This is a genomic window from Micromonospora aurantiaca ATCC 27029 (genome assembly GCF_000145235.1).
In the GTDB taxonomy this organism is placed as follows: domain Bacteria; phylum Actinomycetota; class Actinomycetes; order Mycobacteriales; family Micromonosporaceae; genus Micromonospora; species Micromonospora aurantiaca.
Genome location: NC_014391.1, coordinates 4,769,821 through 4,790,346, shown reverse-complemented (window position 1 = coordinate 4,790,346; position 20,526 = coordinate 4,769,821). Strand labels below are relative to the sequence as shown.

The following is a 20,526-nucleotide window of genomic DNA, read 5'->3' as shown; positions in this document are numbered from 1 at the left end:
CCTGAAGCGAGGTCTGCGCGGTGCCACAACTCCAAGATCGATGACGTGTGGGCGGTCAGGTCAGGGCGGTCAGGGTCTTGGCGTAGAGGGCGGGGACGAAGTTGTCGCCGCCGGGGGTGAACACGTCGGAGGTGGCCGCCGCCTGCCAGGCGGTGTCGGGCAGCGCCGCCACCAGGGCGCGGACCACCGGGACGTCGCGCCACTGGTCCTGCTGGGCGAGCAGGCTCAGCGCGACCACCGACTCCTCCACCTCGCCCACGCACTCGAACGGCTTGTGCCCGTCGATGCCGAGCAGCTCCCGGTAGCCGGGGATCTGGGATTCGTCGGCCAGCAGGTCACCGCCGAAGATGCCGGTCAGCCGCTCCCGGGGCATGAACGGCGCCATGGCCAGGAACACGAACCGGCACTTCGGGCAGTCGCGGCACCAGCGCTCGCTCGCGTCGCGCAGCTTGAACGCCGCGTTGCAGCTGGTCACCACCGCGTCGTACCGGTCGATCTCGGCGAACAGCCGGGCGATGTGCAGCTCGGACAGGGAGCGCAGCAACGAGAAGTACGGCTCGGTGAGCCCGGCGTGCTCGGCCAGCGCCGCGCGCAGCAGCCCTTCCGCCTCGACGCCCTTCGACCACTGGTGGTTGATCTCGTGGCCGTTCCAGATCAGGTTCGGGTCGGACGCGGAACGCTCGTTCGACATCACCACCGGACCGAGCCCGTGCAGGACGGCGGTGGCCACGGCGATCAGCGAGTTGATCGCGGTGACCGGGATGTGCCCGTTGCGCGCGCCTGCCGCGTTCAGCTCGAACAGCACCGGGTCGAGCCGCCGCCGGGCGGCCAGCGGCACCAGGTCGGACGCCTCGTTCACCGACACGATCACGTGGTTCGGGTTGACCGAGAACGGCACCGGGTCGAGGCCGGCGCGGCGCAGCGCCTCCAGCGTGACGATGGAGTCCTTGCCGCCGCCCACCGCCGACAGCGGACGACGGTCGGAGTTGTCCACCGGCACCGCCGGGTCCACGGTGCCCGACGGCACCTCGGGACGCAGTTCCAGCACGTGCGGCAGCTCGTTGCGGTACGCGTACTCGGCGAGGCCCTTGGTGTAGACGGCGGTGACCAGCGCGACGGCGGCGGCGCCCAGCGGTGCGGGCAGCACCAGCCGGGGCGGCGCGGCGGCCTTGTAGTAGCTGACGCCGGCGACCACGTGCAGCAGCTCCAGCACCCGGGCCAGGGTGGCCGCTGTGGCGTCGGAGACCGGCTCGGCCGGCAGCGGAAGCGTGATCACCTCGGTGAACCGCTGCTCGCCGTCGGGACCGGTCAGGGCGTAGTCGAACAGGACCTCACCGGTGGCGAAGTCGATCGAGTAGGACGGGAAGGTGAAGGCGTCCATCCGCCGCAGCTGCTCGTTGGGCACACGCCATACTAGGCCCTGGTTCGTCCGTCCGTGTCCGGCTGGGCCGGACCCTGCCCGCCGTCGACCGAGTCCGAGGAGAGCCCGTGCGCCTGTCTGATCTGCGCGGACGTCATGTCGCCGTCTGGGGCGCCGGCCGCGAGGGCCGGGCCGCGGTGACCGCGATCGCCGCGCACGGGCCGGCCGGCCTGGTCGTCGTCGACGACAGCGCCAATTTCCTCACCCTGCCCTGGGACGGTCCGCTGGCCGCCGCCGCGCCGCTCGTCACCGGCGAGGAGGGATTCGAACGCCTCGCAGCCGCCGACGTGGTGGTCCGCTCGCCGGGTGTGCCGAACACCCACCCGTGGATGGTGGAGCTGCGCCGCCGGTCAGCGCCCGTCACGCAGGGCAGCGCGCTGTGGATGGCCGACCACGCGGACCGGACCGTCGGGGTGACCGGCAGCAAGGGCAAGAGCACCACGTCCAGCCTGATCAGTCACCTGCTCACCGCGATGGACCGGCCGAACGTGTTCGGCGGCAACATCGGGGTGCCGCTGCTGGACCTGCCCGAGGCGGAGCTGTACGTGCTGGAGCTGTCCAGCTACCAGTGCTCCGACCTGACCGACTCGCCGCGGGTGGCGGTGGTGACCGCGCTGTTCCCGGAGCATCTGGACGCGCACGGCGGTGAGCGGGAGTACTACCGGGACAAGCTGAACCTGATCGCGCACGGCCCGCACGCCGTGGTGGTCAACGGCGCCGACCCGCGGCTGGCGGCGGAGCTGGGCGACCGTGCGGCGGTACGCGCCGGCTCGCCGGACACCACGCATGTGGCCACCGGGCCGGACGGCACGCAGTGGTTCCACCTGCGGGACACGCCGCTGTTCCCGCGCGCCGTGCTGCCGCTGGTCGGGCGGCACAACGAGGGCAACCTCTGCGTCGCGCTCGCAGTGCTGGACGCGCTCGGCGTGGACGTGGTGGCGCGCAAGGACAGCCTCGCCGTGGCGGTCGCCGAGTTCCAGGGCCTGGCGCACCGGCTCACCGAGATCGCCGATCCGTCGGGGCTGACGTTCGTCGACGACACGCTCGCCACCAGCCCGTACGCGGCCATGCACGCGATCGACGCGTACGAGGGACGGCCGCTGACCGTGATCGTCGGCGGGGCCGACCGAGGGCTGGACTACAGCCCGCTGCGTGCACACCTGGCCGGCCGGGAGATCAGAGTGATCGGCGTGCCGGACAGCGGCCCCCGCATCGTGGAGGCGCTGTCCGGGCTGCCGTCGGTGCGTACCGAACTGGCCGACGACCTGGTCGCCGCCGTCGGGCTGTCCCGCAAGCTCACCCCGGCCGGCGGGGTGGTGCTGTTGTCCCCGGCGGCGCCGAGCTACGGCCGGTTCCGCAACTTCGAGCACCGATCCGAGGTGTTCGCGCAGGCGGTCGCCGACACCGCCCGCTGAGTCAGCCGCGCTCCGCCCGCGTGTGCCGCGGCGGCCCCGGCTCGGCCGACAGGATCGCGTCGAGGGACTCGGTGGGCGCCGAGCTGTCGACCGGCTCGCGCGGTGCCGGCGCGACCTCGGTGGGCGCGGCCGCCGGGCCGACGTCGGTCGCCCGCCGCTTGACCGGCGTCCACGCGAACGCGAGCGCGCCGCCGACGAGCGCCAGCAGCATGCCGATCAGGAACCCGCCCAGGTTCGAGGTGAGCCAGGAGACCAGCCCGAGCACGAGGGAGAGCACCGCGTAGAAGACGCGTTGCTGCGGCGTGGTGATCAGCAGCACGCCGCAGATCACCAGGACCAGGGGGACCAGGTACGCGGCCAGCCCTTGCGGCCCGACGTGCAGCAGCACCCCGAGCGGCGCGCGCAGCGTCACGAGCATCTCCGCGCCGCCGAGCGCGATGAGCAGCCCGGCGGTGAACGGCCGCGCCCGGCGCCAGCGCCGCCAGCGTGTACGGACGCCGGCGGCGGGCGCCGAGTGCTGTCCTGCGGTCACGTCAGCACCCTTCGGAGCTGAAGCCCATGCGCAGGTTGGGCAGCGTGAAGACGGCGGCGGTGGTGGCGTAGTTGTTCTGCCGCAGGTTGGTGATGGTCACGGTGTCGGCCTGCTGGGCGAACACGCCCGGGTTGCCCTTGACTCCGGGGACCTTGTCGACGGTGCTGGCGTCCTGCCCGACGTCGATGTTCTTGAAGGAGGCGTTACCGGCGATCTCGTCGCCGTCGACCACGAGCGTGCGGGCGGTCACCGGCTTGCCGGAATTGCCGGCGGTGATCCGCAGGTTGGTCCCGCCCAGGTTGATGCTCTGGCAGAGATTGGTCAGCTCGGCCTTGTCGATCGCCGAGACGATCACGAGCACCTGCCCGCCGGTGTCGCCCTGGTTGGGGCTGTCCGGGATCATCTGGTCGAGCGTGGCGAACTGCTCGAACCCGGTGCCCTCCAGCTTGTCGGCGGTGACAGTGAACGGCATGCCCGAGATGGCGAACTGCGCGCCGAGCACACCCTGCGCGGTCAGCACCACCATGCCGGCCGCGCCGGCCGCCACGGCGCCGAACGTGACAGCGAACCGGCGCCAGCGTACGCCGCTTCTCGGTTGATCGGTCTCGATCTGCTCGATCTGCTCCGACATGCCGGCCCCTTTCGAGATCAATTCATCTGCGACGATGTGAATTGGCTTCGCAGGATGTGCGCGCCGAGGGGCGCAGGCCGAAGTTACCGCTGAGTAAAGGGGCGGTCAACTGCCTGTAGCAGATCGTTGGGCGGTATTTGCCAAAAGCGGCCAAAGTGAAAAACCGCTGCGGTTTTCCACCGCTCAGGGCTGGCCGGGCGCGCAGGGCGCGGTCGCGGCCGGGCCGTCGTCCGCCCGGGCCGCCCGGGCGACGCGGCCCGCCTCCCGCGGGCCGAGGAACGGCGCGGTGGCCGCGTACGTGAGCGCCGGCAGCAGTAGCGGCAGCTCCTCGGCCCGCCCCTGCGCCACCCGCTCACGGATGGTGGCGTGGATGCCGCCGACCACAATGGACAACAGTGCGTCCCGGTCCACGCCGGCCGGATCCGGCCCGGCGTCGGCGAAGAACCGGCGGAAGCTGCTCAGCAGCGCGTCGCGCTCCCGGCGTGCGTCGGGGCCGGCCGCGTCCACCTCGACCAGCGCCATCCGGGCGAAGGCGGGCACGCTCGCCAGCACGTCGAGCAGCGTGCGCAGCGCCGCCCGGGCGGCCTCCGGCCAGTCCGGGCCGGCGTCGCGGTAGGCGTCCTCCATCAGGTGCGACACCACCGCGATGCCGTGCCGGTACGCGGCCAGGAACGCGTCCTGCTTGCCGCTGAACAGCGCGTAGAACGCGGGCCGGGTGACCCCGGCGGCGTGGCAGATGTCGCTGACCCGGGCGTTGTCGTACCCCCGGGTGGCGACCTCCCGGACCAGCCCGTCGAAGAGGCGGTCGCGCTGGGTCGCCGCCACCTCCTCGGCCGGCACGCGTCGCGGGCCGCGCTTGATGGCGCGGTCCGGGTCGCGGCCGTGGCGGGCACCCGGCAGGGGTACGGGCGCCGGCGACGGCGGGCTCGGGACTGTCACTCATCGACCTTTCTTGATGCGTTGACTTTACGACCCTCCGAGGTTTATAACTTTCGACACGCTCAGTTCACGCCTCGTCACCGCTGGTGATCTCTTCTCGTCGGTCACCCGAACGCGTCGAAGGAGGGCCGGATGGCTGCCATTATCGCCGCGCGAACCCGTCCCCCCAAGGCCGGAGAGATCCAGGTGACGCGGCGTCGCCGCACTGCGCCACGCCGCCCGGCCCGCTGAGGCCGCAGCGGCGCACCACCACCTGCGGCGGCCCGATCCCGGCCGCCGCACCCACCGGCTCCGTCCATGCCGGACGCCGCCGGCACCGTTTCCTGTCCCACCGCCGGAAGGAACAACCATGCCCAGGTACGGACGCATCGGCGCGGGCCTCGCCGCCCTGGCGCTGCTGACCGGTCTGGTCGGCGCCGCCCCCGCCACCGCCGCACCCTCCACCTCGCTCGCCAGCGCCGTGCTGACCTACCCGACCGTCGCCGGCACCGCCGTGTCGGTGGGCGACGTCATCCAGGCCAGCCTGCGCAGCGGCACCAACGCCACGTTCTACTCCTCGACCAGCGGCACCACCGGCATCAAGTGCGCCGCGTCCAGCTTCAGCGCCAAGGTGCTGACCAACCCGACCGCACCCGGAACCGCGACCGAGAGCCTCACCGCGCAGTCGTTCACCAGCTGCACGACGAACGTCTTCGGCACCACCGGCGTGCAGAGCGTCACGGTCAACAACCTGCCGTACACCACCTCGGTGACCAGCGCCGGCGTGGTCAAGATCTCCGGGACGACGGCGGCGCCGATCCAGAGCACCGTCGTGCTCAACTCGCTGCTCGGCGCGATCACCTGCGTCTACCGCACCAGCACGAACTCGCTGACCGGCACGGCGTCCAACGCCACCAACTCGATCAGCTTCACCAACCAGCCCCTGACCAAGTTCTCCGGCCCGTCGCTGTGCTTCGGCACCGCGTACTTCACCGCGTCGTACTCGCCGGTGAAGGACACCAGCAAGACCGGCAGCCCGGCGGTCTACGTCAACTGACACCCGGCTCTCGGGCCGGTGCGCGGCGATTCGCCGGGCGCCGGCCCGCACGCCGGTTCAGCCGGCCGTCAGCGTCGCGTGCAGCGCGCGCATCGACCGCAGCGCCGACCGGATCTCCTGGAGGTAGCGGCCCGGAGTCAGGGTCGGCTCCGGTACCGCCACCGCGGCACGCGCGGCCGGGTCCACCCCGACCGTCTCGATGCCGCACCCGTACGGCACGGCGAGCGTCCGCAGCGCGTCGCAGTGCTGGAACGGCACGTAGATCGGGGCGGTCACCATCAGCACCGGGTCGTCCGCGCGCAGCCGCACATGCTCGGCCCAGAACCGCTGCGTGTCGGCGGTGTGCGCGCGACGGCGGTCCGGTTCGCTCGACGGCGCGGCGAGCACCCGTACCGGGGGCAGCCCGGCCGGCCGGTAGGTGCGCGAGGACCAGGCCCGATGCGGATGATCGGCCGGCTCGCCGCGCTCGTCGTCCGGCTCGTCCACCCCGAACGCCAGCCGCACCCCGGCGTCGAGGACGTCCACCTCGGTGTCGCAGCCGGACAGGCCGGCGGCGTCGAGCGTGCGGGACTCGGCCGCTGACAGCGGCCGGTAGCTGCCGAGCACGGCCACCTCGCCGGTCACCTCGGCTGCCGTCCGGGCCAGCCTCGCCGCGTACGCGGTACGCCGCAGGCAGGCGTGCGCCAGCCCGCCGAGCACCAGCAGGTGCGCGTACCCGGATCGGGCCGGCGCGACGGCGCGGACCAGGCCCAGCGCGGCGGCGGCGCTCAGCACCAGTCCGGCGGTGGCCGGGTCGAACGCCGGCTCCCGGGCGTCCGGGCGTTCCCGTCCCTGCCGGAAGTCCCAGCGGTGGGCGGAGAACGCGTCCAGCCCGGCCAGCACCGCCGCCAGGTCGCCGCCGGGCCAGTCGCCGCCGAAGTGCGCCACGAGACGCCGCACCGGCGCCGACTCCACCCAGGACCGGACCCCGGCCAGGAGTTGCGCCCGCGTCGTGCCCGCCGCGCCGCCCGGCAGCGTCACCTGATCCGTCCGCACCCGGCGGATGCTACCGCCCGGGACAGTTGTTTCTGCCCCGGTCGCGGTGGGAGCGTGCGGGGATCCACCTCCGCTGAAGGGTGCGCCGATGACCTCCGACGACCTGCTGGCCCGGCACCGGGCCGTGCTCCCCTCCTGGATGCCGCTCTACTATGCCGAACCGCTGGAACTCGTCGCCGGTTCCGGCCGCCGGGTCACCGACGCGGCTGGCCGGACCTATCTGGACTTCTTCGGCGGGGTGCTGACCACGATGGTCGGCCACGACATCCCGGAGATCCGGGAGGCGGTCGAACAACAGCTGCGGACCGGGCTCGTGCACACCTCGACGCTCTACCTGATCCGGCAGCAGGTCGAGCTGGCCGAGAAGATCGCCCGGCTCTCCGGCATCCCGGACGCCCGCGTGTTCTTCACCAACTCCGGCACCGAGGCGAACGAGGCCGCGCTGCTGGTCGCCACGAACCACCGGCGCTCGCACCAGATCCTCGCGGTGCGCAACAGCTACCACGGCCGGTCGTACGCGACGATGGGCGTCACCGGCAACCGCGGCTGGTCGGCCAGCGCCCTCAACCCGTTGCAGGTGGCCTGGCTGCACTCCGGTGAACGGCTGCGCGGACTGCTGGCCCGGCTCGACGCCGCCGACCGGGTCGACGCGGCGGTCGAGGACCTGCGCGAGGTGCTCGCCACCCAGACCGCGGGCGACGTGGCCTGCCTGATCGCCGAGCCGGTCCAGGGTGTCGGTGGCTTCGTGCACGGACCGGACGGGCTCTTCGCCGCCTGGAAGAAGGTGCTCGACGAGCACGGCATCCTGCTGATCAGCGACGAGGTGCAGACCGGGTGGGGGCGTACCGGCGAGCACTTCTGGGGCTACCAGGCGCACGGCGTCACGCCGGACCTGCTCACGTTCGCCAAGGGCATCGGCAACGGGTTCGCGCTCGCCGGGGTGGTCGGCCGGGCCGAGGTGCTGGAGTCGGTGCCGGCGATCAGCTTCTCCACGTTCGGCGGCAACCCGGTCTCCACCGCCGCCGGCAACGCGGTGCTCGACTACCTGCTCGACCACGACCTGCAGGGCAACGCCGCCCGGGTCGGCGCGATCCTGGGCGACGGCCTGCGCGCGGCCGTCGCCGGACTGGACCAGGTCGCCGAGGTACGCGGCAAGGGCCTGATGCTCGCCGTCGAGTTCGTCCACCCGGGCACCGTCGAGCCGGACGCGGAGCTGACCACCCGCGTCTTCGAGGCGTGCCGGGCCAGCGGCCTGCTCGTGGGCAAGGGCGGCCTGTACGGCAACGTGATCCGGATGGGCCCGCCGCTGACGCTCACCGAGGACGAGGCCCGGGAGGGTCTGGCGATCATGGTCGACGCGATCCGCGCCTCGATCGAGGCGTGAGCGTCAACCCGGCCGGCGCGGTCCCGCCCGTCCGGACCTGAGCAGCCGCAGCAGACCCGCCCCGGCCAGGTACGCCACCAGCGCCGGGGCGGGCAGGCCCAGCGGCTCCGGCGCCGTCTTGGGCGCGAGGCTGTTCAGCAGCAGGCCGACCAGCACGCCCGCGTACCCGGCGACGGCCAGACCGGCGCGCAGCCGCCGGCCACCCGCCCCGGCCGGCCCGGTCGCGGCCGGGCGGCGGGTGCGGGCCTCGACCGGACCGAAGACGGCGACCAACACGGCCAGCACCGCGGCCAGCGCGAGCAGCCACGGTACGCGCCACGCCCACCAGGCCGCCGAACCGACCGGGGGAGCAGGCAGCACGCCGAGCGCGTCCAGCAGGCCGACGAGCAGCACCGCGGCGGTCAGGTGCCAGAGGAACAGCGTGAGCACCACGGCGTTGACCGCGAGCACCGCCTGCCAGGGGCCGGACCGGCGCAGCCAGCGCCCGGCCGGGCGTCGCAGCAGCAGGATGAGGCCGAGCTGGGCGGCGGCCGCGGCCATCAGCGCCAGGCTCGGCGGTGCCGCGTTGTCCAGTCGCTCACCCGGCACGTGGAGCATCGCCACCGGGTACGGCCCGGCCACCGTGAGCAGCACCAGCGCGACCAGGCCACCGCCCAGCAGGACCGCGCCGGCCCGGCCGGACAGCGGCAGCCCGCGGCGGAACAGGCCCCGAGGTCCGGCTTCACCAGCATCGGCCGCGTCGGCGCCGGCCGCGTCGCCGGTGCGGCGGGCGTCCGCCCGGGCGGCGTCGTACCAGGCGAAACCGACCTGATGGACGGCCAGCCAGCCGAACAGGTAGTTGCCGTCGGCGAGCGCGGCCGGGCCGAGGAGCCGGCCGAGGTCGCCGAGCGCGACCAGCACCACGAGCGCCGTCGGCACGGCGAGCCCGAACCGGCGGTGCAGCGCGTACATCGGCGGGGTCAGCGCCACCACCGCGACGTAGGCGACCAGGAACCACAGCGGGATGGTGGCGAACCAGACCACTGTGCGCACCTGCCCCGCGTCGGCGCCGCGCAGCGTGGCGATCCCCGCGCCCGCTGACAGGACCAGCAGCAACACGGTGGTGGGGCGGATCAGCCGGGCGCTGCGGTCCACCAGCCACCCGGCTGCCGACCCGCCCCGGCGCCGGCGGGCGGCCAGCGAGGCGGCGTTGGCGTAGCCGCCGACCAGGAAGAACACCGGCATCACCTGGGCCACCCAGGTCAGCGGCCAGGCCCAGCGCAGGTCGGCCAGCGCGGAGTGGCCGGCGGGGCGGCCGTTGTCGTACCCGATGGCTGTGACACCCCAGTGGCCGAGCACGACCATGGTGATGGCCAGCGCCCGGAGCAGGTCGATGTAGCGCTCCCGCCCCGGCGGCGTGCGTTGCGCGAGCTGCCGCAGGCGGCGCATGGGCTCAGGCTAGGCCAGCCGGGCCCGACCGGTACGGATAACGGATCGGTCGAGAGGTCTTGTGGTCCCCGTCGCACTGTCGTAGAAATTCTTCATTGGAAATGCGTCTTGTGAAGACAAGCGACAGGGTGCTCACCGCGCGTACCCGGACCGAGGAGATGCGATGAACAGGCGTGAGATCCTACGGCGCAGCGCCGCCGCCGGTCTGCTGGCCACCCCCGCCGCCGGGCTGCTCGCCGGCTGCGCCACGTCGGGTGGGGGCGATGAGGGCGACAAGGGCGCGTACAAGGGCACCAAGAGCGAGCAGAACCCGCTCGGCGTGGCCGAGGACGCCCCGCTGGAGGTGGTGATCTTCAACGGCGGGTTCGGGGAGGACTACGCCAAGGCCCACGAGGCCATGTACAAGGAGCGCTACCCGAAGGCGGAGATCAAGCACTCGGCCACCGCGGAGATCAGCAAGACGCTCCAGCCCCGCTTCGTCGACGGCAGCCCGCCGGACGTGGTCAACAACTCCGGCGCCGGCCAGATCGACTTCAACGGCCTGGTCTCCCAGAACGCGCTCGCCGACCTGGGCGAGCTGCTCGCCGCGCCGAGCCTCGACACGCCCGGCAAGACGGTCAAGGACACGCTGCTGCCCGGCACCGTCGAGGTCGGCTCCTACGACGGCCGGTTCCTGGTGCTCAACTACACCTACACGGTGTACGGCATCTGGCACTCCACCAAGCTGTTCGCCGACCGTGGCTGGGAGGACGCCAAGACCTGGGACGACCACATCGCGCTCTGCCGCCGGATCAAGGCCGCGGGCATCGCCCCCTGGACGTACGCCGGTGTGCACCCCCGCTACATGAGCTGGCCGCTGATCTCCACCGCGATCAAGCTCGGCGGCCCGTCCGTGGCGCTGGCGATCGACAACCTGGAGCCGAACGCCTGGAAGTCGGACGCCATGAAGACCGCCGCCGACGCCTGGCACCAGATCGTCAAGGACAAGTTCATCCTCGACGGATCCCCGGGCCTGGACCACAAGCAGTCGCAGACCGCGTGGTGCCAGGGCAAGGCCGCGTTCATCTCCTGCGGCTCCTGGCTGGAGAGCGAGCAGAAGGACGTCACGCCGGCCGGCTTCAACATGACGGTCGCGCCGACGCCGAGCCTGGGCAGCGGCGACAAGCTGCCGTACGAGGCGATCCGCGGCACCGCGGGCGAGCCGTTCATGGTGCCGGCGAAGGCGCGCAACGTCGCCGGCGGCCTGGAGTACTTCCGCACCATGCTGTCCCGCAAGGGCGCCCAGGACTTCACCAAGAAGGTCGCCAGCCTGCCCGTGGTCGCCGGCGCCACCGAGGGCATCGACCTGCCGTACGGGCTCAGCACCGTGGTCAAGGCGCTCGACGCGTCCGGGTCCAACGGCTTCAACTGGGTCTACAACAACTACTACCGCAAGCTGGAGCGCAACCTGGTCGACGCGGCCTGCGGCGAGTTCTTCAGCGGCCGGATCTCCCCGGCCGAGTTCCTCGACCAGTGCCAGAAGGGCGCCGACTCGATCGCCCAGGACAACTCGGTCAAGAAGTACAAGCGGTCCGCGTGATGCGACAGGGCCGCCTCCCCCTGATCCTCACGTTCCTGCTGCCACCACTGGCGTTGTACGGCATCTTCGTGCTGTCGCCGTACCTCCAGGCTTTTCAGATCTCCACCACCGACTGGATGGGCTACTCCGCGCAGGCCGACCCGGTCGGCATGGCGAACTTCCGCACGCTGCTGCACGACGGGTACGTGTGGAACGCGTTGAAGAACAACGCGATCCTGCTCGCCGTGGTGCCGGTGGTGACGATCGGGCTGGGCCTGTTCTTCGCCAGCATGCTCACCATGGGCGGCCGTAAGGGCCGGGCCGGTGTGACCGGGGTGCGCGGCACCTCGGTCTACCGGCTCGTCTACTTCTTCCCCCAGGTGCTCTCGGTGGTGATCATCGCGCTGCTCTGGAAGGAGATCTACAGTCCGACGAGTGGCCTGCTCAACGGCGCCCTGCGCGCCGTCGGGCTGGCCACCCCGGCCTGGCTCGGCGACCCGCGCTTCGCGTTCTGGTGCGTGCTGGCGGTGATGGTGTGGAGCAACGTCGGCTTCTACGTGGTGCTCTTCGGCGCCGCCATGCAGGCCATCCCGCGTGACATCTACGAGGCGGTGCTGCTCGACGGCGCGTCCCGCACCACGATGCTGCGGAAGATCACCATTCCGCTGCTCTGGGACACCATCCAGGTGGCCTGGATCTACCTCGCCATCGCCGCGCTGGACGGCTTCATCCTGGTCCAGCTCATGACCAACGGCGGACCGAACTTCTCCTCCGACGTGATCGGGCTGCGGATGTACGACACGTCGTTCGGCAGCGAGAACAAGTTCGGGTACGCCTCGGCGATCGGCGTGGCGATGTTCTTCCTGACCCTCTCGGTGGCGGTGCTGGCGCTGCGCACCGCCCGGCGTGATCGGATCGAGTACTCGTGACCACAGTGGACCCCGGTGCGGCGACCGGCGCCACGACCGCCGGCACGACCCGCCCGGACGACGCGACCCACCCGGCCGGCGCGGGCCGATCCGCCGACCGGCCGCCGCGCCGCGAGCTGGGCGTGGCGAACGTCTTCTCGCACGGCTTCCTGCTGCTCTGGGCGGCGATGACCGTCCTGCCGCTGGCCTGGATGGTGCTCAGCTCGCTGAAGAGCAACGGCGAGATCATCGCCGAGCCGTGGGGGCTGCCCGAGGCGCTGCGGTTCGACAACTGGTCGCGCGCCTGGACCAGCGCCCACATCGGCCGGTTCTTCTTCAACAGCCTGGTCGTGGTGGCCGGCTCGCTGAGCCTGACCATGCTGCTCGGCGCCACCGCCGCGTACGTCTTCGCGCGGTACGAGTTCCGCGGCCGGCAGGTCGTCTACTACCTGTTCGTCGGCGGCATGATGTTCCCGGTCTTCCTGGCGCTGGTGCCGCTGTTCTTCGTGGTCCGCAGCGTCGGTCTGCTCGGCACCTGGCCGGGCCTGATCCTGGTCTACACCGCGTACTCGCTGCCGTTCACCGTGTTCTTCCTGACCGCGTTCTTCCGGACGCTGCCGACGTCGGTGGCGGAGGCCGCGCTGATCGACGGGTGTGGGCACTTCCGGCTGTTCTTCCGGGTGATGCTGCCGATGGCGAGACCGGGACTGATTAGTGTCGGGATCTTCAACTTCCTCAGCCACTGGAACCAGTTCCTGCTGCCGCAGGTGCTCCTGCCCGGCGACGGCCAGGACCGGATGCTCGCCCAGGGGCTGAGTTCGCTCGCGGTGAGCCAGGGCTACGCCGGTGACTACGCCCAGTTGTTCGCCGGCCTGACCATCGCGGTGCTGCCGGTGCTCGTGGTGTACGTGGCGTTCCAGCGTCAGGTCCAGTCCGGACTGACCGCCGGGCAGCTCAAGTGAGGTGGTTGCCACAGGCAACGGGACAGTGGGGAAGATCGAGCTGACCTAGGGTGGGCCGGCACGCTCATCTATCGACAGGAATCTCATGTTCTTCCTCCTCTACACGCTGTTGCTGCTGCTCGGTGGCATCGCGATGATCGCCGTCGGTGTGGCGGTCAAGGAACAGGGGACCGGCTCCCGGATCCTCAACGTGGTGATCGGCCTGGCCTTCTTCGGGTACGGCTTCTATCTGCTGTTCCTCTTCGACGGCGACAGCTACCGGATCTTCTTCTACGTCTTCGTGCTGCCGATCCTGCTGATCGTGCGCGCGGTGAAGGCACGCAAGGAAGCGCGCGAGCAGGCCGCGGCGCAGCAGTTCGCGGGCGGACCGCAGTTCGCGGGCGGCCAGCAGTACCCGGGCGGACCGTCGTTCCCGGGTGGTCAGCAGCACCCGGGCGGGCAGCAGCAGTTCGCGGGCGCGCCGCAGTACCCGGGTGGGCAGCAGCAGCCCGGCATGTACCCGGGGGCGGGGCACGGTCAGCCCGGCCCGGCGTTCCCGCCCGCCCAGGGCCAGCACGCCCCGGGTCAGCCCGCACCGTACGGCGCCGCGCCGCAGGGGCACCCGGGTCAGCCCGCCCCGCAGGGCTGGTACCCGAATCCGCCCGCGCCTCAGGGCAGCGCGCCCCAGGGCCACCCTGGTCAGCCCACGCAGTACGGCGCCGCGCCGCAGGGGCACCCGGGTCAGCCCGCGCCGCAGGGCTGGCACCAGGCTCAGCCGGGTTCGCAGGACCGATACTGATCAGCCGGAGCGCCCCGGCTCACGCCGAGAACTGCCGGAAGCCGCGAGTGGAACGTCATGGGTGTCAAACCGCCGTTTTGACACCCATGGCGTTCCACCCAACAGCGGCCGCCGCAGCGCGGCGGCCAGCGCGGCAGGGCCAGCGCGGCGGGGCGGCCAGCAGGGCGGGTCAGGTGGGCGGGGGCACCAGGCGGGTGTGCAGTGCGGTCGGGTCGGTCACCTCGGGCAGGTCCCGGGCGGCGAGCCAGGCTGCGGCTGCCGCACCGTCCCCGGCGCTGTGCAGCGGTGCGCCGGGCCACCGTTCGGCCAGTTCTGCGCGTACCGCGCCGGCCAGCGGGGTGTCACCGGTGAGCAGCCCGCCGCCGAGCACCACCGGATCGGCCGCGCCCGGCGGGCGGATGCGGGACACGCTCTCCGCCAGCAGCGCCGCGGCCTCGGCGATCAGCGCGGCGGCTGCCGGTTCCCCGTCCCGTGCCGACGACACCACGAGCGGCGCGAGCCGGGCCAGTTCCACAGGCGGCCGCCGGGTCACCGCCTGCACCACGGCTCCGGCCGTCGCGCGCGGCTGAGCGTCCACAGCGGTCGTGCCGGTCAGCTCCGCCAGCACCCGGCGTCCCAGCTCACCGGGAGTCTCCGCGCGGTCCAGGTCGGTCAGCAGCCGCCGGACCGCCTCGCGGCCGAGCCAGAACCCGGAACCCGCGTCGCCGAGCAGCCAGCCGTGGCCGTCGGCGGTGCGGTCCAGCCGCAGGTCGCGTACCTGGGCGGCGATGGCGCCGGTGCCGGCGACGAGCACCGTGCCGTCCGGGGCGGCGGTGCCGGAGGCGTAGGCGACGAGAGCGTCGCCGTGCACGGCGTACGGGCATCGCAGCCCCGCCTCGGCCCACGCGTGGTCGAACGCGTCCCGGCCGCGCGGGTCGGCCAGGAGGCGGCCGGCCCCCGCGAGGCCGATGACGCCGGCGCGTACCCGATGGGGGTCGATGTCGGCGAGCGCCGCACGCAGGGCGGCGAGCAGCTCGGCGGCGGCCCGCTCGGCGCCGTGGCTGGTGGGGTTGCCGCCGCCGGCCCGGCCGGCGCCCAGACGCGTGCCGTCGAGGCTCAGCGCGGTCGCGCGGGTGGACGTGCCCCCGACATCGAGGCCGAGCACGACGGTGTCCGACATGGTCCTCATGCTGGTCGGCCGCGTCGCCGGGCGCAAGATCGCGCCGGTGCGCCAGGTAACAGTTTGAAAACTTCGCCCACGCCCTTGACACGGAGGGCCCTTCAGTAAGAACTTTTACCACTAACAGTTAACACTCTTTTCCGAAAGGCTTCCGCCGATGGTCGAGCACGAGGTGGAGACTTCCGCGGCGACCGCGGTGGTCGATGCCGGTCCGGCCGACCGGCTGGGCGCCGACGGGGTGCTGGCCAGGGTCCGGGCCGGTACGGGGGAGTTGACCGGGGCGCTGCGCCGGGTCGCCGAGCACGTGCTCAGCGACCCGGAGGCGGCGGCCCGGGCCACCATCGTCGAGCTGGCCGAGCGCAGCGGCACGTCACCGGCGACCATCACCCGGTTCTGCCGGGCGATGGGCTTCGAGGGATACGCCGACCTGCGGCTCGGCATCGCCGCCGAGACCGGGCGGGCCCGCTCGGCCGGCTGGACCGTCGACATCGGACGGGAGATCCAGCCCGGCGACCCGCTGTCCCGGGTGCTCGACCAGATCATGGCCGCCGACACGCGGGCCATGCACGACACCGCCGCGCTGCTCGACCTGGCCGAGGTGGAACGCGCGGCGGTCGCCATCGCCGGGGCCAGCCGGGTGAACATCTTCGGGGCCAGCGGCAGCGCGCTCGTCGGCGAGGAGATGCAGTTCAGCCTGCACCGCATCGGCGTCGCCGCGTGGGCCTGGAGCGACGTGCACGAGGGACTCGCCAGTGCCGCGCTGCTGGGCGCCGGGGACGTGGCGCTCGGCATCTCGCACACCGGGCAGACCCGGGAGACGATCGAGCTGCTCGCCGAGGCGGGCAGTCGCGGGGCCACCACAGTCGCGCTGACCGGCTTCCCCCGCTCGCCGCTGGCCGAGCTGGCCGACATCGTGCTGGTGACCGCGAGCCAGGCCACCACGTTCCGGCCGGACGCGCTCTCCGCCCGGCACCCGCAGCTCGTCGTGCTCGACCTGCTCTACATCGCGGTGGCGCAGCGCACCCACGACCGCGCCCACGCGGCCTTCCGGCGTACCGCCCAGGCCGTCGACGGGCACAAGGCCGCGAAGGGGGCCCTCTCATGATCAGTGCCCAGCGGTACGCCGACGCGGTCCGCCCGGTGCTCGACCGGCTGGTGGACAGCCAGGCCGTGGCGGTGGATCGCGCGGCCGACCTGATCGCCTCCGGGCTGCGCGCAGGATGCGTGCTCCAGGCGTTCGGCGCCGGCCACTCGGAGGCGTTCGCCGCCGAGCTGGTCGCCCGGGCCGGTGGCCTGGTCCCCGCCAACCGGCTCTCCCTGCACGACCTCGTGCTGCACGGCGACGCGCCCCGCGACGTGCTCGCCGACCCGAAGCTGGAACGCGACCCGGCCGTGGCGCACCAGCTCTACGCCCTGGCGGCGCCGCAGCCGGGGGACGTGTTCGTGGTCGCCTCGCAGTCCGGCATCAACGGCTCGGTGGTCGAGCTGGCGACGCTGGTCAAGCGCGGCGGCCATCCGTTGATCGCTGTCACCTCGGTCGAGCACACCGCCCGGGTAGCTCCTCGGCACCCCTCCGGGCACCGGCTCGCCGACCTCGCCGACGTCGTGCTGGACAACGGCGCGCCGTACGGCGACGCACTGCTGCCGCTCGAGGGCGGCGGCGCGGTCTGTGCGGTCTCGTCGGTCACCGCGGCGCTGCTGGCGCAGCTGCTGACCGCCGAGGTCGTACGACGGTTCCACCAGGCCGGAGAGGTACCCCCTGTCTACCTCTCCGCCAACGTCCCCGGTGGGGACGAGCACAACCTCGCCCTCGAGTCGCGGTACGCCGGGCGTCTCCGGCGGACCGCCTGACCCGACCCACAAGGAGAGACAAGATGTCGGTTTCCCCCGAGAAGTTCGGCGACGTCAGCCGTCGGACCCTGCTGCGGCGCGCCGCGGCGGCCGGTCTGCTGGCCGTACCGGCGGCGGGTCTGCTGAGCGCGTGCGCCGGCAGCGAGCCGAGCAAGTCGGACGGCGGCGGCGCGGCCAAGAGCAAGGACAACCCGTTCGGCGTCAAGGACGGCAGCGCGGTCAAGGTGGTCGTCTTCAACGGTGGCCTGGGTGACCAGTGGGCCAAGGAAGACAAGGTCATCTTCAACGCCAAGCACCCGAACATCACGGTCAACATGTCTTCGACCCAGAAGATCAAGACCGAAGAGCAGCCCAAGATGGCGACGCAGCCGAGCGATCTGGTGATGAACTCGGGCGCCGACATGATGGACCGCAGCACGCTGATCAACGAGGGCGCGATCGAGCCGCTGGACGACCTGCTCACCGCGCCGGCCTGGGACAGCGAGGGGACTGTGGCCGACAGCCTGCTGCCGGGCACGGTCGCCGACGGTACGCAGAACGGCAAGTTCTACGTCGTGAACGTCGCGTACACGGTGTGGGGCAACTGGTACAACGCCGCGCTGTTCAAGAAGGAGGGCTGGACGGCGCCGACCACCTGGGACGAGTTCTTCGCGCTCGCGCCGAAGATCAAGGCCAAGGGCATGGCGCCGTACGTGCACGACGCGGTGCACGGCTACTACCCGCGCTGGGCGCTGTTCGCCAGCATCTGGAAGGCGGTCGGCAAGCAGGCCGTCGTCGACATCGACAACCTGAAGGACGGCGCCTGGAAGGCCGACGGCATCGTCGCGGCGCTGGAGCCGTGGGAGAAGCTGGTCAAGGACAAGCTGCTGCTGCCGGGCAAGCTCGACCACACCCAGTCGCAGCAGGCGTTCCTGGACGGCAAGGCGGCCTTCATCCAGGTCGGCACCTGGCTGAAGAACGAGATGGCCGCGACCATCCCGCCGGGCTTCGAGATGACCATCTCCGACTACTGGAGCAAGAGCGGGGACAAGGCCGCCAAGGACGTCTTCGCCTCCTCCGGCGAGGGCTTCGTGGTGCCGAGCAAGGCACCGAACAAGGAGGCCGCGAAGGAGTTCCTGCGGGCCATCCTCTCCAAGGCCGGTTCGGCGAAGTTCGCCGAGCTGACCAAGTCGCTGGCCTCCACCAAGGGCTCCGGCGACAACGTCCAGGACACCGCGCTGGCGTCGGCGAACTCGCTGATGAAGAACGGCAGCTCGGACCTGATCTCGGTGAAGTTCCCGGACTTCTACGCCGACCTGGACAAGGAGAGCCAGAACCTCTCCGAGGAGCTGATGGCCGGCCGCCTGACCGCGCAGCAGTTCGTCGACAAGATGCAGGCGGCCGCCGACAAGGTCGCCAAGGACTCGTCGATCAAGAAGCAGACCCGCACCGCCTGATCACCGCGAGGAAGTGAGTCCAATGCGGCACGGAGTCGCGCGTTTCGTCACGGGCTTCCTGGCCCTGCCCGTCGCGCTGTACCTGTTCTACGTGGTGTGGCCGTTCGCCCAGGCGGCGGGTTACTCGCTGACCGACTGGGGCGGGTACTCCGATTCCCAGCGCTTCGTCGGGCTGGACAACTACGTCCGGCTGTTCTCCGACGAGCTGATCCGGAAGGCGTTCTGGCACAACGTGTTCTTCCTGGTCACCGTGCCGCTGTTCACGATCGCGCTGGCCCTGTTCCTCGCGTTCCTGCTCAACGTGGGCGGACGCGAGGACAGGGCCGGCATCCGCGGGGTGTTCGGCTCCGGGCTCTACAAGGTCATCTTCTTCTTCCCGCAGGTGCTGTCGCTGGTGGTCATCGCCGTCATGTGGCAGCAGATCTACCGCACCGACGGGCAGGGCCTGATCAACGGCCTGCTCATCAAGATCGGGCTGGTCGACGCGGACAACCCGATCGCCTTCACCGCCGACCCGGAGCCGTTCCTCGGTGTGCCGGCGGTGCTCTGGTGGCTGCTGTTCATCGCGGTGTGGAGCGGCGCCGGCTTCTACATGGTGCTGTTCTCCGCCGCGATGCAGTCCATCCCGAAGGACATCTACGAGGCCGCGATCCTCGACGGCGCGGGCCGGTTCCACACGTTCTTCCGGGTGACCCTGCCGCTGCTGCGGGACAGCATCTCGGTCGCCTGGGTCTACCTGGGCTTCATCGCGCTGGACATGTACGCGCTGGTCTTCGTCATGACGCCGAGCCAGGGCGGGCCGAACCACGCCAGCGAGATCTTCGCCTCGGTGATCCAGTTCAACGCGTTCCAGAAGGGCCAGTTCGGTTACGCCTGCGCGATCGCCGTCGCGCTGGCCATCTTCACCATCCTGCTGGCCGCGCTCCAGCTGAGGATCACCCGCCGTGAGCGGATCGAGTACTGAGGAGGTCTGGACGATGAGCACTGTGACCCACACCTCCGGCCCGGCCCGGTCCGACACGGCACCGCCGGACCGGCCGCCCGCGGACCGGCGGCCGAAGGACGTCGGCAACGGCTTCGGCGGCCGGATCTTCAACGGCTTCTCGCACCTGTTCCTCGCGGTCTGGGCGATCATGGTGGTCTACCCGCTGCTGTGGGTGGTGATGTCGGCGCTCAAGACCGACTCCGAGGTGATCCGCGAGCCGCTGTCGCTGATCCCCGACGCCCTGCAGTGGGACAACTTCGCCCGCGCCTGGACCGCCGGGATCGACAGCTTCTTCCTGAACACGCTGCTCGTGCTCGTGTTCAGCGTGACGCTGACGATGCTGCTGGGCTCGATGGCCGCGTACGCCCTGGCGCGCTACGAGTTCCGCGGCAACCGGCTGATCTACTGGATGTTCCTGTCCGGGCTGACGCTGCCGATCTACCTGGCCGCTGTGCCGCTGTTCAAGGGCGTCTACAACACCGGGGTGAGCCTCCCGCTGCTCGGCCCGAACAAGCACCTCATGCTGATCCTGGTCTACGTGGCCTGGTCGCTGTCGTTCACGATCTTCTTCATGCACTCGTTCTTCCGGACGCTGCCCGACTCGATCGCCGAGGCGGCCCAGGTCGACGGGGCCTCGCACACCCGCACGTTCTTCAGCGTGATGCTGCCGATGGCCAAGCCGGGCCTGATCAGCATCGGCATCTTCAACGTGCTCGGCCAGTGGAACCAGTGGTACCTCCCGACGCTGCTCATGCAGTCGGTGTCCGGCGAGCCGAAGAACCAGGTGATCGCCCAGGGTCTGATCGAGCTGTCGGTCAACCAGGGCTACAAGTCCGACTGGTCCGGACTCTTCGCCGGTGTCACCATGGCGATGCTTCCGGTGCTGATCGTGTACATCGTCTTCCAGCGCCAGGTGCAGTCCGGCCTCACCGCCGGCGTCGGCAAGTAACCCTCCGGGGGTGTAAGGAAGGGCCCCTTGTTAACGCGCAGCGTTAACAAGGGGCCCTTCCTCTACCGCAGGCGTTAAGAGGGGGCCCTTCCTTACACGCGGAGCGTGTCAGGGGGAGGG

19 protein-coding genes are annotated in these 20,526 nt (G+C 71.5%); 12 read left to right on the top strand and 7 right to left on the bottom strand.

The genetic code is table 11. The features are described from left to right. Positions 1–55: 55 nt before the first annotated feature. On the bottom strand, positions 56–1,405 hold the full coding sequence (locus tag MICAU_RS21025) for a MurL-like N-terminal domain-containing (protein ID WP_013287354.1): 1,350 nt from the start codon (positions 1,403–1,405) through the stop codon (positions 56–58). 83 nt (positions 1,406–1,488) lie between these two features. Between MICAU_RS21025 and murD the strand changes: the two genes are divergently transcribed. Further along, on the top strand, positions 1,489–2,835 hold the full coding sequence (gene murD, locus MICAU_RS21020) for a UDP-N-acetylmuramoyl-L-alanine--D-glutamate ligase (RefSeq protein WP_013287353.1): 1,347 nt from the start codon (positions 1,489–1,491) through the stop codon (positions 2,833–2,835). A gap of 1 nt (position 2,836) precedes the next feature. Here murD and MICAU_RS21015 read toward each other — a convergent pair whose 3' ends face one another. The 3 genes from MICAU_RS21015 to MICAU_RS21005 form a co-directional block, all read right to left on the bottom strand. Continuing rightward, positions 2,837–3,367: a DUF6114 domain-containing protein gene (locus tag MICAU_RS21015; protein ID WP_013287352.1), complete on the bottom strand. Its 531-nt coding sequence runs from the start codon at positions 3,365–3,367 to the stop codon at positions 2,837–2,839. A gap of 1 nt (position 3,368) precedes the next feature. Then, complete coding sequence (locus tag MICAU_RS21010) at positions 3,369–3,998, bottom strand: DUF6230 family protein (RefSeq protein ID WP_013287351.1); 630 nt, start codon at positions 3,996–3,998, stop codon at positions 3,369–3,371. Between the two features lie 183 nt (positions 3,999–4,181). Then, a complete protein-coding gene (locus MICAU_RS21005) occupies positions 4,182–4,937 on the bottom strand; it encodes a TetR/AcrR family transcriptional regulator (protein ID WP_013287350.1) in 756 nt (251 codons plus the stop codon). Between the two features lie 349 nt (positions 4,938–5,286). Here MICAU_RS21005 and MICAU_RS21000 point away from each other — a divergent pair, with 349 nt between their 5' ends. Continuing rightward, the gene (locus MICAU_RS21000; protein WP_013287349.1) at positions 5,287–5,973 is read left to right on the top strand and encodes a hypothetical protein; all 687 of its coding nucleotides are present in this window, start codon (positions 5,287–5,289) and stop codon (positions 5,971–5,973) included. Between the two features lie 57 nt (positions 5,974–6,030). Here MICAU_RS21000 and MICAU_RS20995 read toward each other — a convergent pair whose 3' ends face one another. Further along, positions 6,031–6,993, bottom strand: coding sequence for a hypothetical protein (locus MICAU_RS20995; protein WP_013287348.1), 963 nt, complete (start codon positions 6,991–6,993; stop codon positions 6,031–6,033). A gap of 103 nt (positions 6,994–7,096) precedes the next feature. On the opposite strand from MICAU_RS20995, the gene MICAU_RS20990 reads away from it, so the two are divergent. After that, the gene (locus MICAU_RS20990) at positions 7,097–8,392 is read left to right on the top strand and encodes an aspartate aminotransferase family protein (protein ID WP_013287347.1); all 1,296 of its coding nucleotides are present in this window, start codon (positions 7,097–7,099) and stop codon (positions 8,390–8,392) included. A 3-nt stretch (positions 8,393–8,395) separates the two neighbouring features. Here MICAU_RS20990 and MICAU_RS20985 read toward each other — a convergent pair whose 3' ends face one another. Then, positions 8,396–9,820, bottom strand: a complete 1,425-nt coding sequence (locus MICAU_RS20985; RefSeq protein WP_013287346.1) for an acyltransferase family protein — start codon at positions 9,818–9,820, stop codon at positions 8,396–8,398. 163 nt (positions 9,821–9,983) lie between these two features. Here MICAU_RS20985 and ngcE (MICAU_RS20980) point away from each other — a divergent pair, with 163 nt between their 5' ends. From ngcE (MICAU_RS20980) to MICAU_RS20965, 4 genes are all read left to right on the top strand, one after another. After that, positions 9,984–11,399: an N-acetylglucosamine/diacetylchitobiose ABC transporter substrate-binding protein gene (gene ngcE / locus MICAU_RS20980; RefSeq protein ID WP_013287345.1), complete on the top strand. Its 1,416-nt coding sequence runs from the start codon at positions 9,984–9,986 to the stop codon at positions 11,397–11,399. Beyond that, entirely contained in the window at positions 11,399–12,307 is a 909-nt protein-coding gene (locus MICAU_RS20975; protein ID WP_013287344.1) for a carbohydrate ABC transporter permease, read from the top strand. The genes ngcE (MICAU_RS20980) and MICAU_RS20975 overlap by 1 nt, the downstream gene beginning before the upstream one ends. Continuing rightward, on the top strand, positions 12,304–13,248 hold the full coding sequence (locus MICAU_RS20970) for a carbohydrate ABC transporter permease (protein ID WP_013287343.1): 945 nt from the start codon (positions 12,304–12,306) through the stop codon (positions 13,246–13,248). Before MICAU_RS20975 ends, MICAU_RS20970 begins: the two co-directional genes overlap by 4 nt. A gap of 85 nt (positions 13,249–13,333) precedes the next feature. Continuing rightward, positions 13,334–14,026: a polyadenylate binding domain-containing protein gene (locus MICAU_RS20965; protein ID WP_013287342.1), complete on the top strand. Its 693-nt coding sequence runs from the start codon at positions 13,334–13,336 to the stop codon at positions 14,024–14,026. Between the two features lie 169 nt (positions 14,027–14,195). Here MICAU_RS20965 and MICAU_RS20960 read toward each other — a convergent pair whose 3' ends face one another. Next, positions 14,196–15,185 carry an N-acetylglucosamine kinase gene (locus MICAU_RS20960; RefSeq protein ID WP_013287341.1) on the bottom strand — a complete coding sequence of 330 codons (990 nt, stop codon included), beginning with the start codon at positions 15,183–15,185 and terminating at the stop codon, positions 14,196–14,198. A gap of 157 nt (positions 15,186–15,342) precedes the next feature. Between MICAU_RS20960 and MICAU_RS20955 the strand changes: the two genes are divergently transcribed. From MICAU_RS20955 to MICAU_RS20935, 5 genes are read left to right on the top strand one after another with little or no spacing between them, the layout of a single operon-like run. Continuing rightward, entirely contained in the window at positions 15,343–16,290 is a 948-nt protein-coding gene (locus MICAU_RS20955) for a MurR/RpiR family transcriptional regulator (RefSeq protein ID WP_013287340.1), read from the top strand. Then, positions 16,287–17,036 carry an SIS domain-containing protein gene (locus MICAU_RS20950; protein WP_013287339.1) on the top strand — a complete coding sequence of 250 codons (750 nt, stop codon included), beginning with the start codon at positions 16,287–16,289 and terminating at the stop codon, positions 17,034–17,036. Before MICAU_RS20955 ends, MICAU_RS20950 begins: the two co-directional genes overlap by 4 nt. A 23-nt stretch (positions 17,037–17,059) precedes the next feature. After that, positions 17,060–18,472 carry an N-acetylglucosamine/diacetylchitobiose ABC transporter substrate-binding protein gene (gene ngcE / locus MICAU_RS20945; protein ID WP_013287338.1) on the top strand — a complete coding sequence of 471 codons (1,413 nt, stop codon included), beginning with the start codon at positions 17,060–17,062 and terminating at the stop codon, positions 18,470–18,472. 22 nt (positions 18,473–18,494) lie between these two features. Then, positions 18,495–19,436, top strand: a complete 942-nt coding sequence (locus MICAU_RS20940; RefSeq protein ID WP_013287337.1) for a carbohydrate ABC transporter permease — start codon at positions 18,495–18,497, stop codon at positions 19,434–19,436. 13 nt (positions 19,437–19,449) lie between these two features. After that, positions 19,450–20,406: a carbohydrate ABC transporter permease gene (locus MICAU_RS20935; protein ID WP_013287336.1), complete on the top strand. Its 957-nt coding sequence runs from the start codon at positions 19,450–19,452 to the stop codon at positions 20,404–20,406. Positions 20,407–20,526 lie beyond the last annotated feature (120 nt).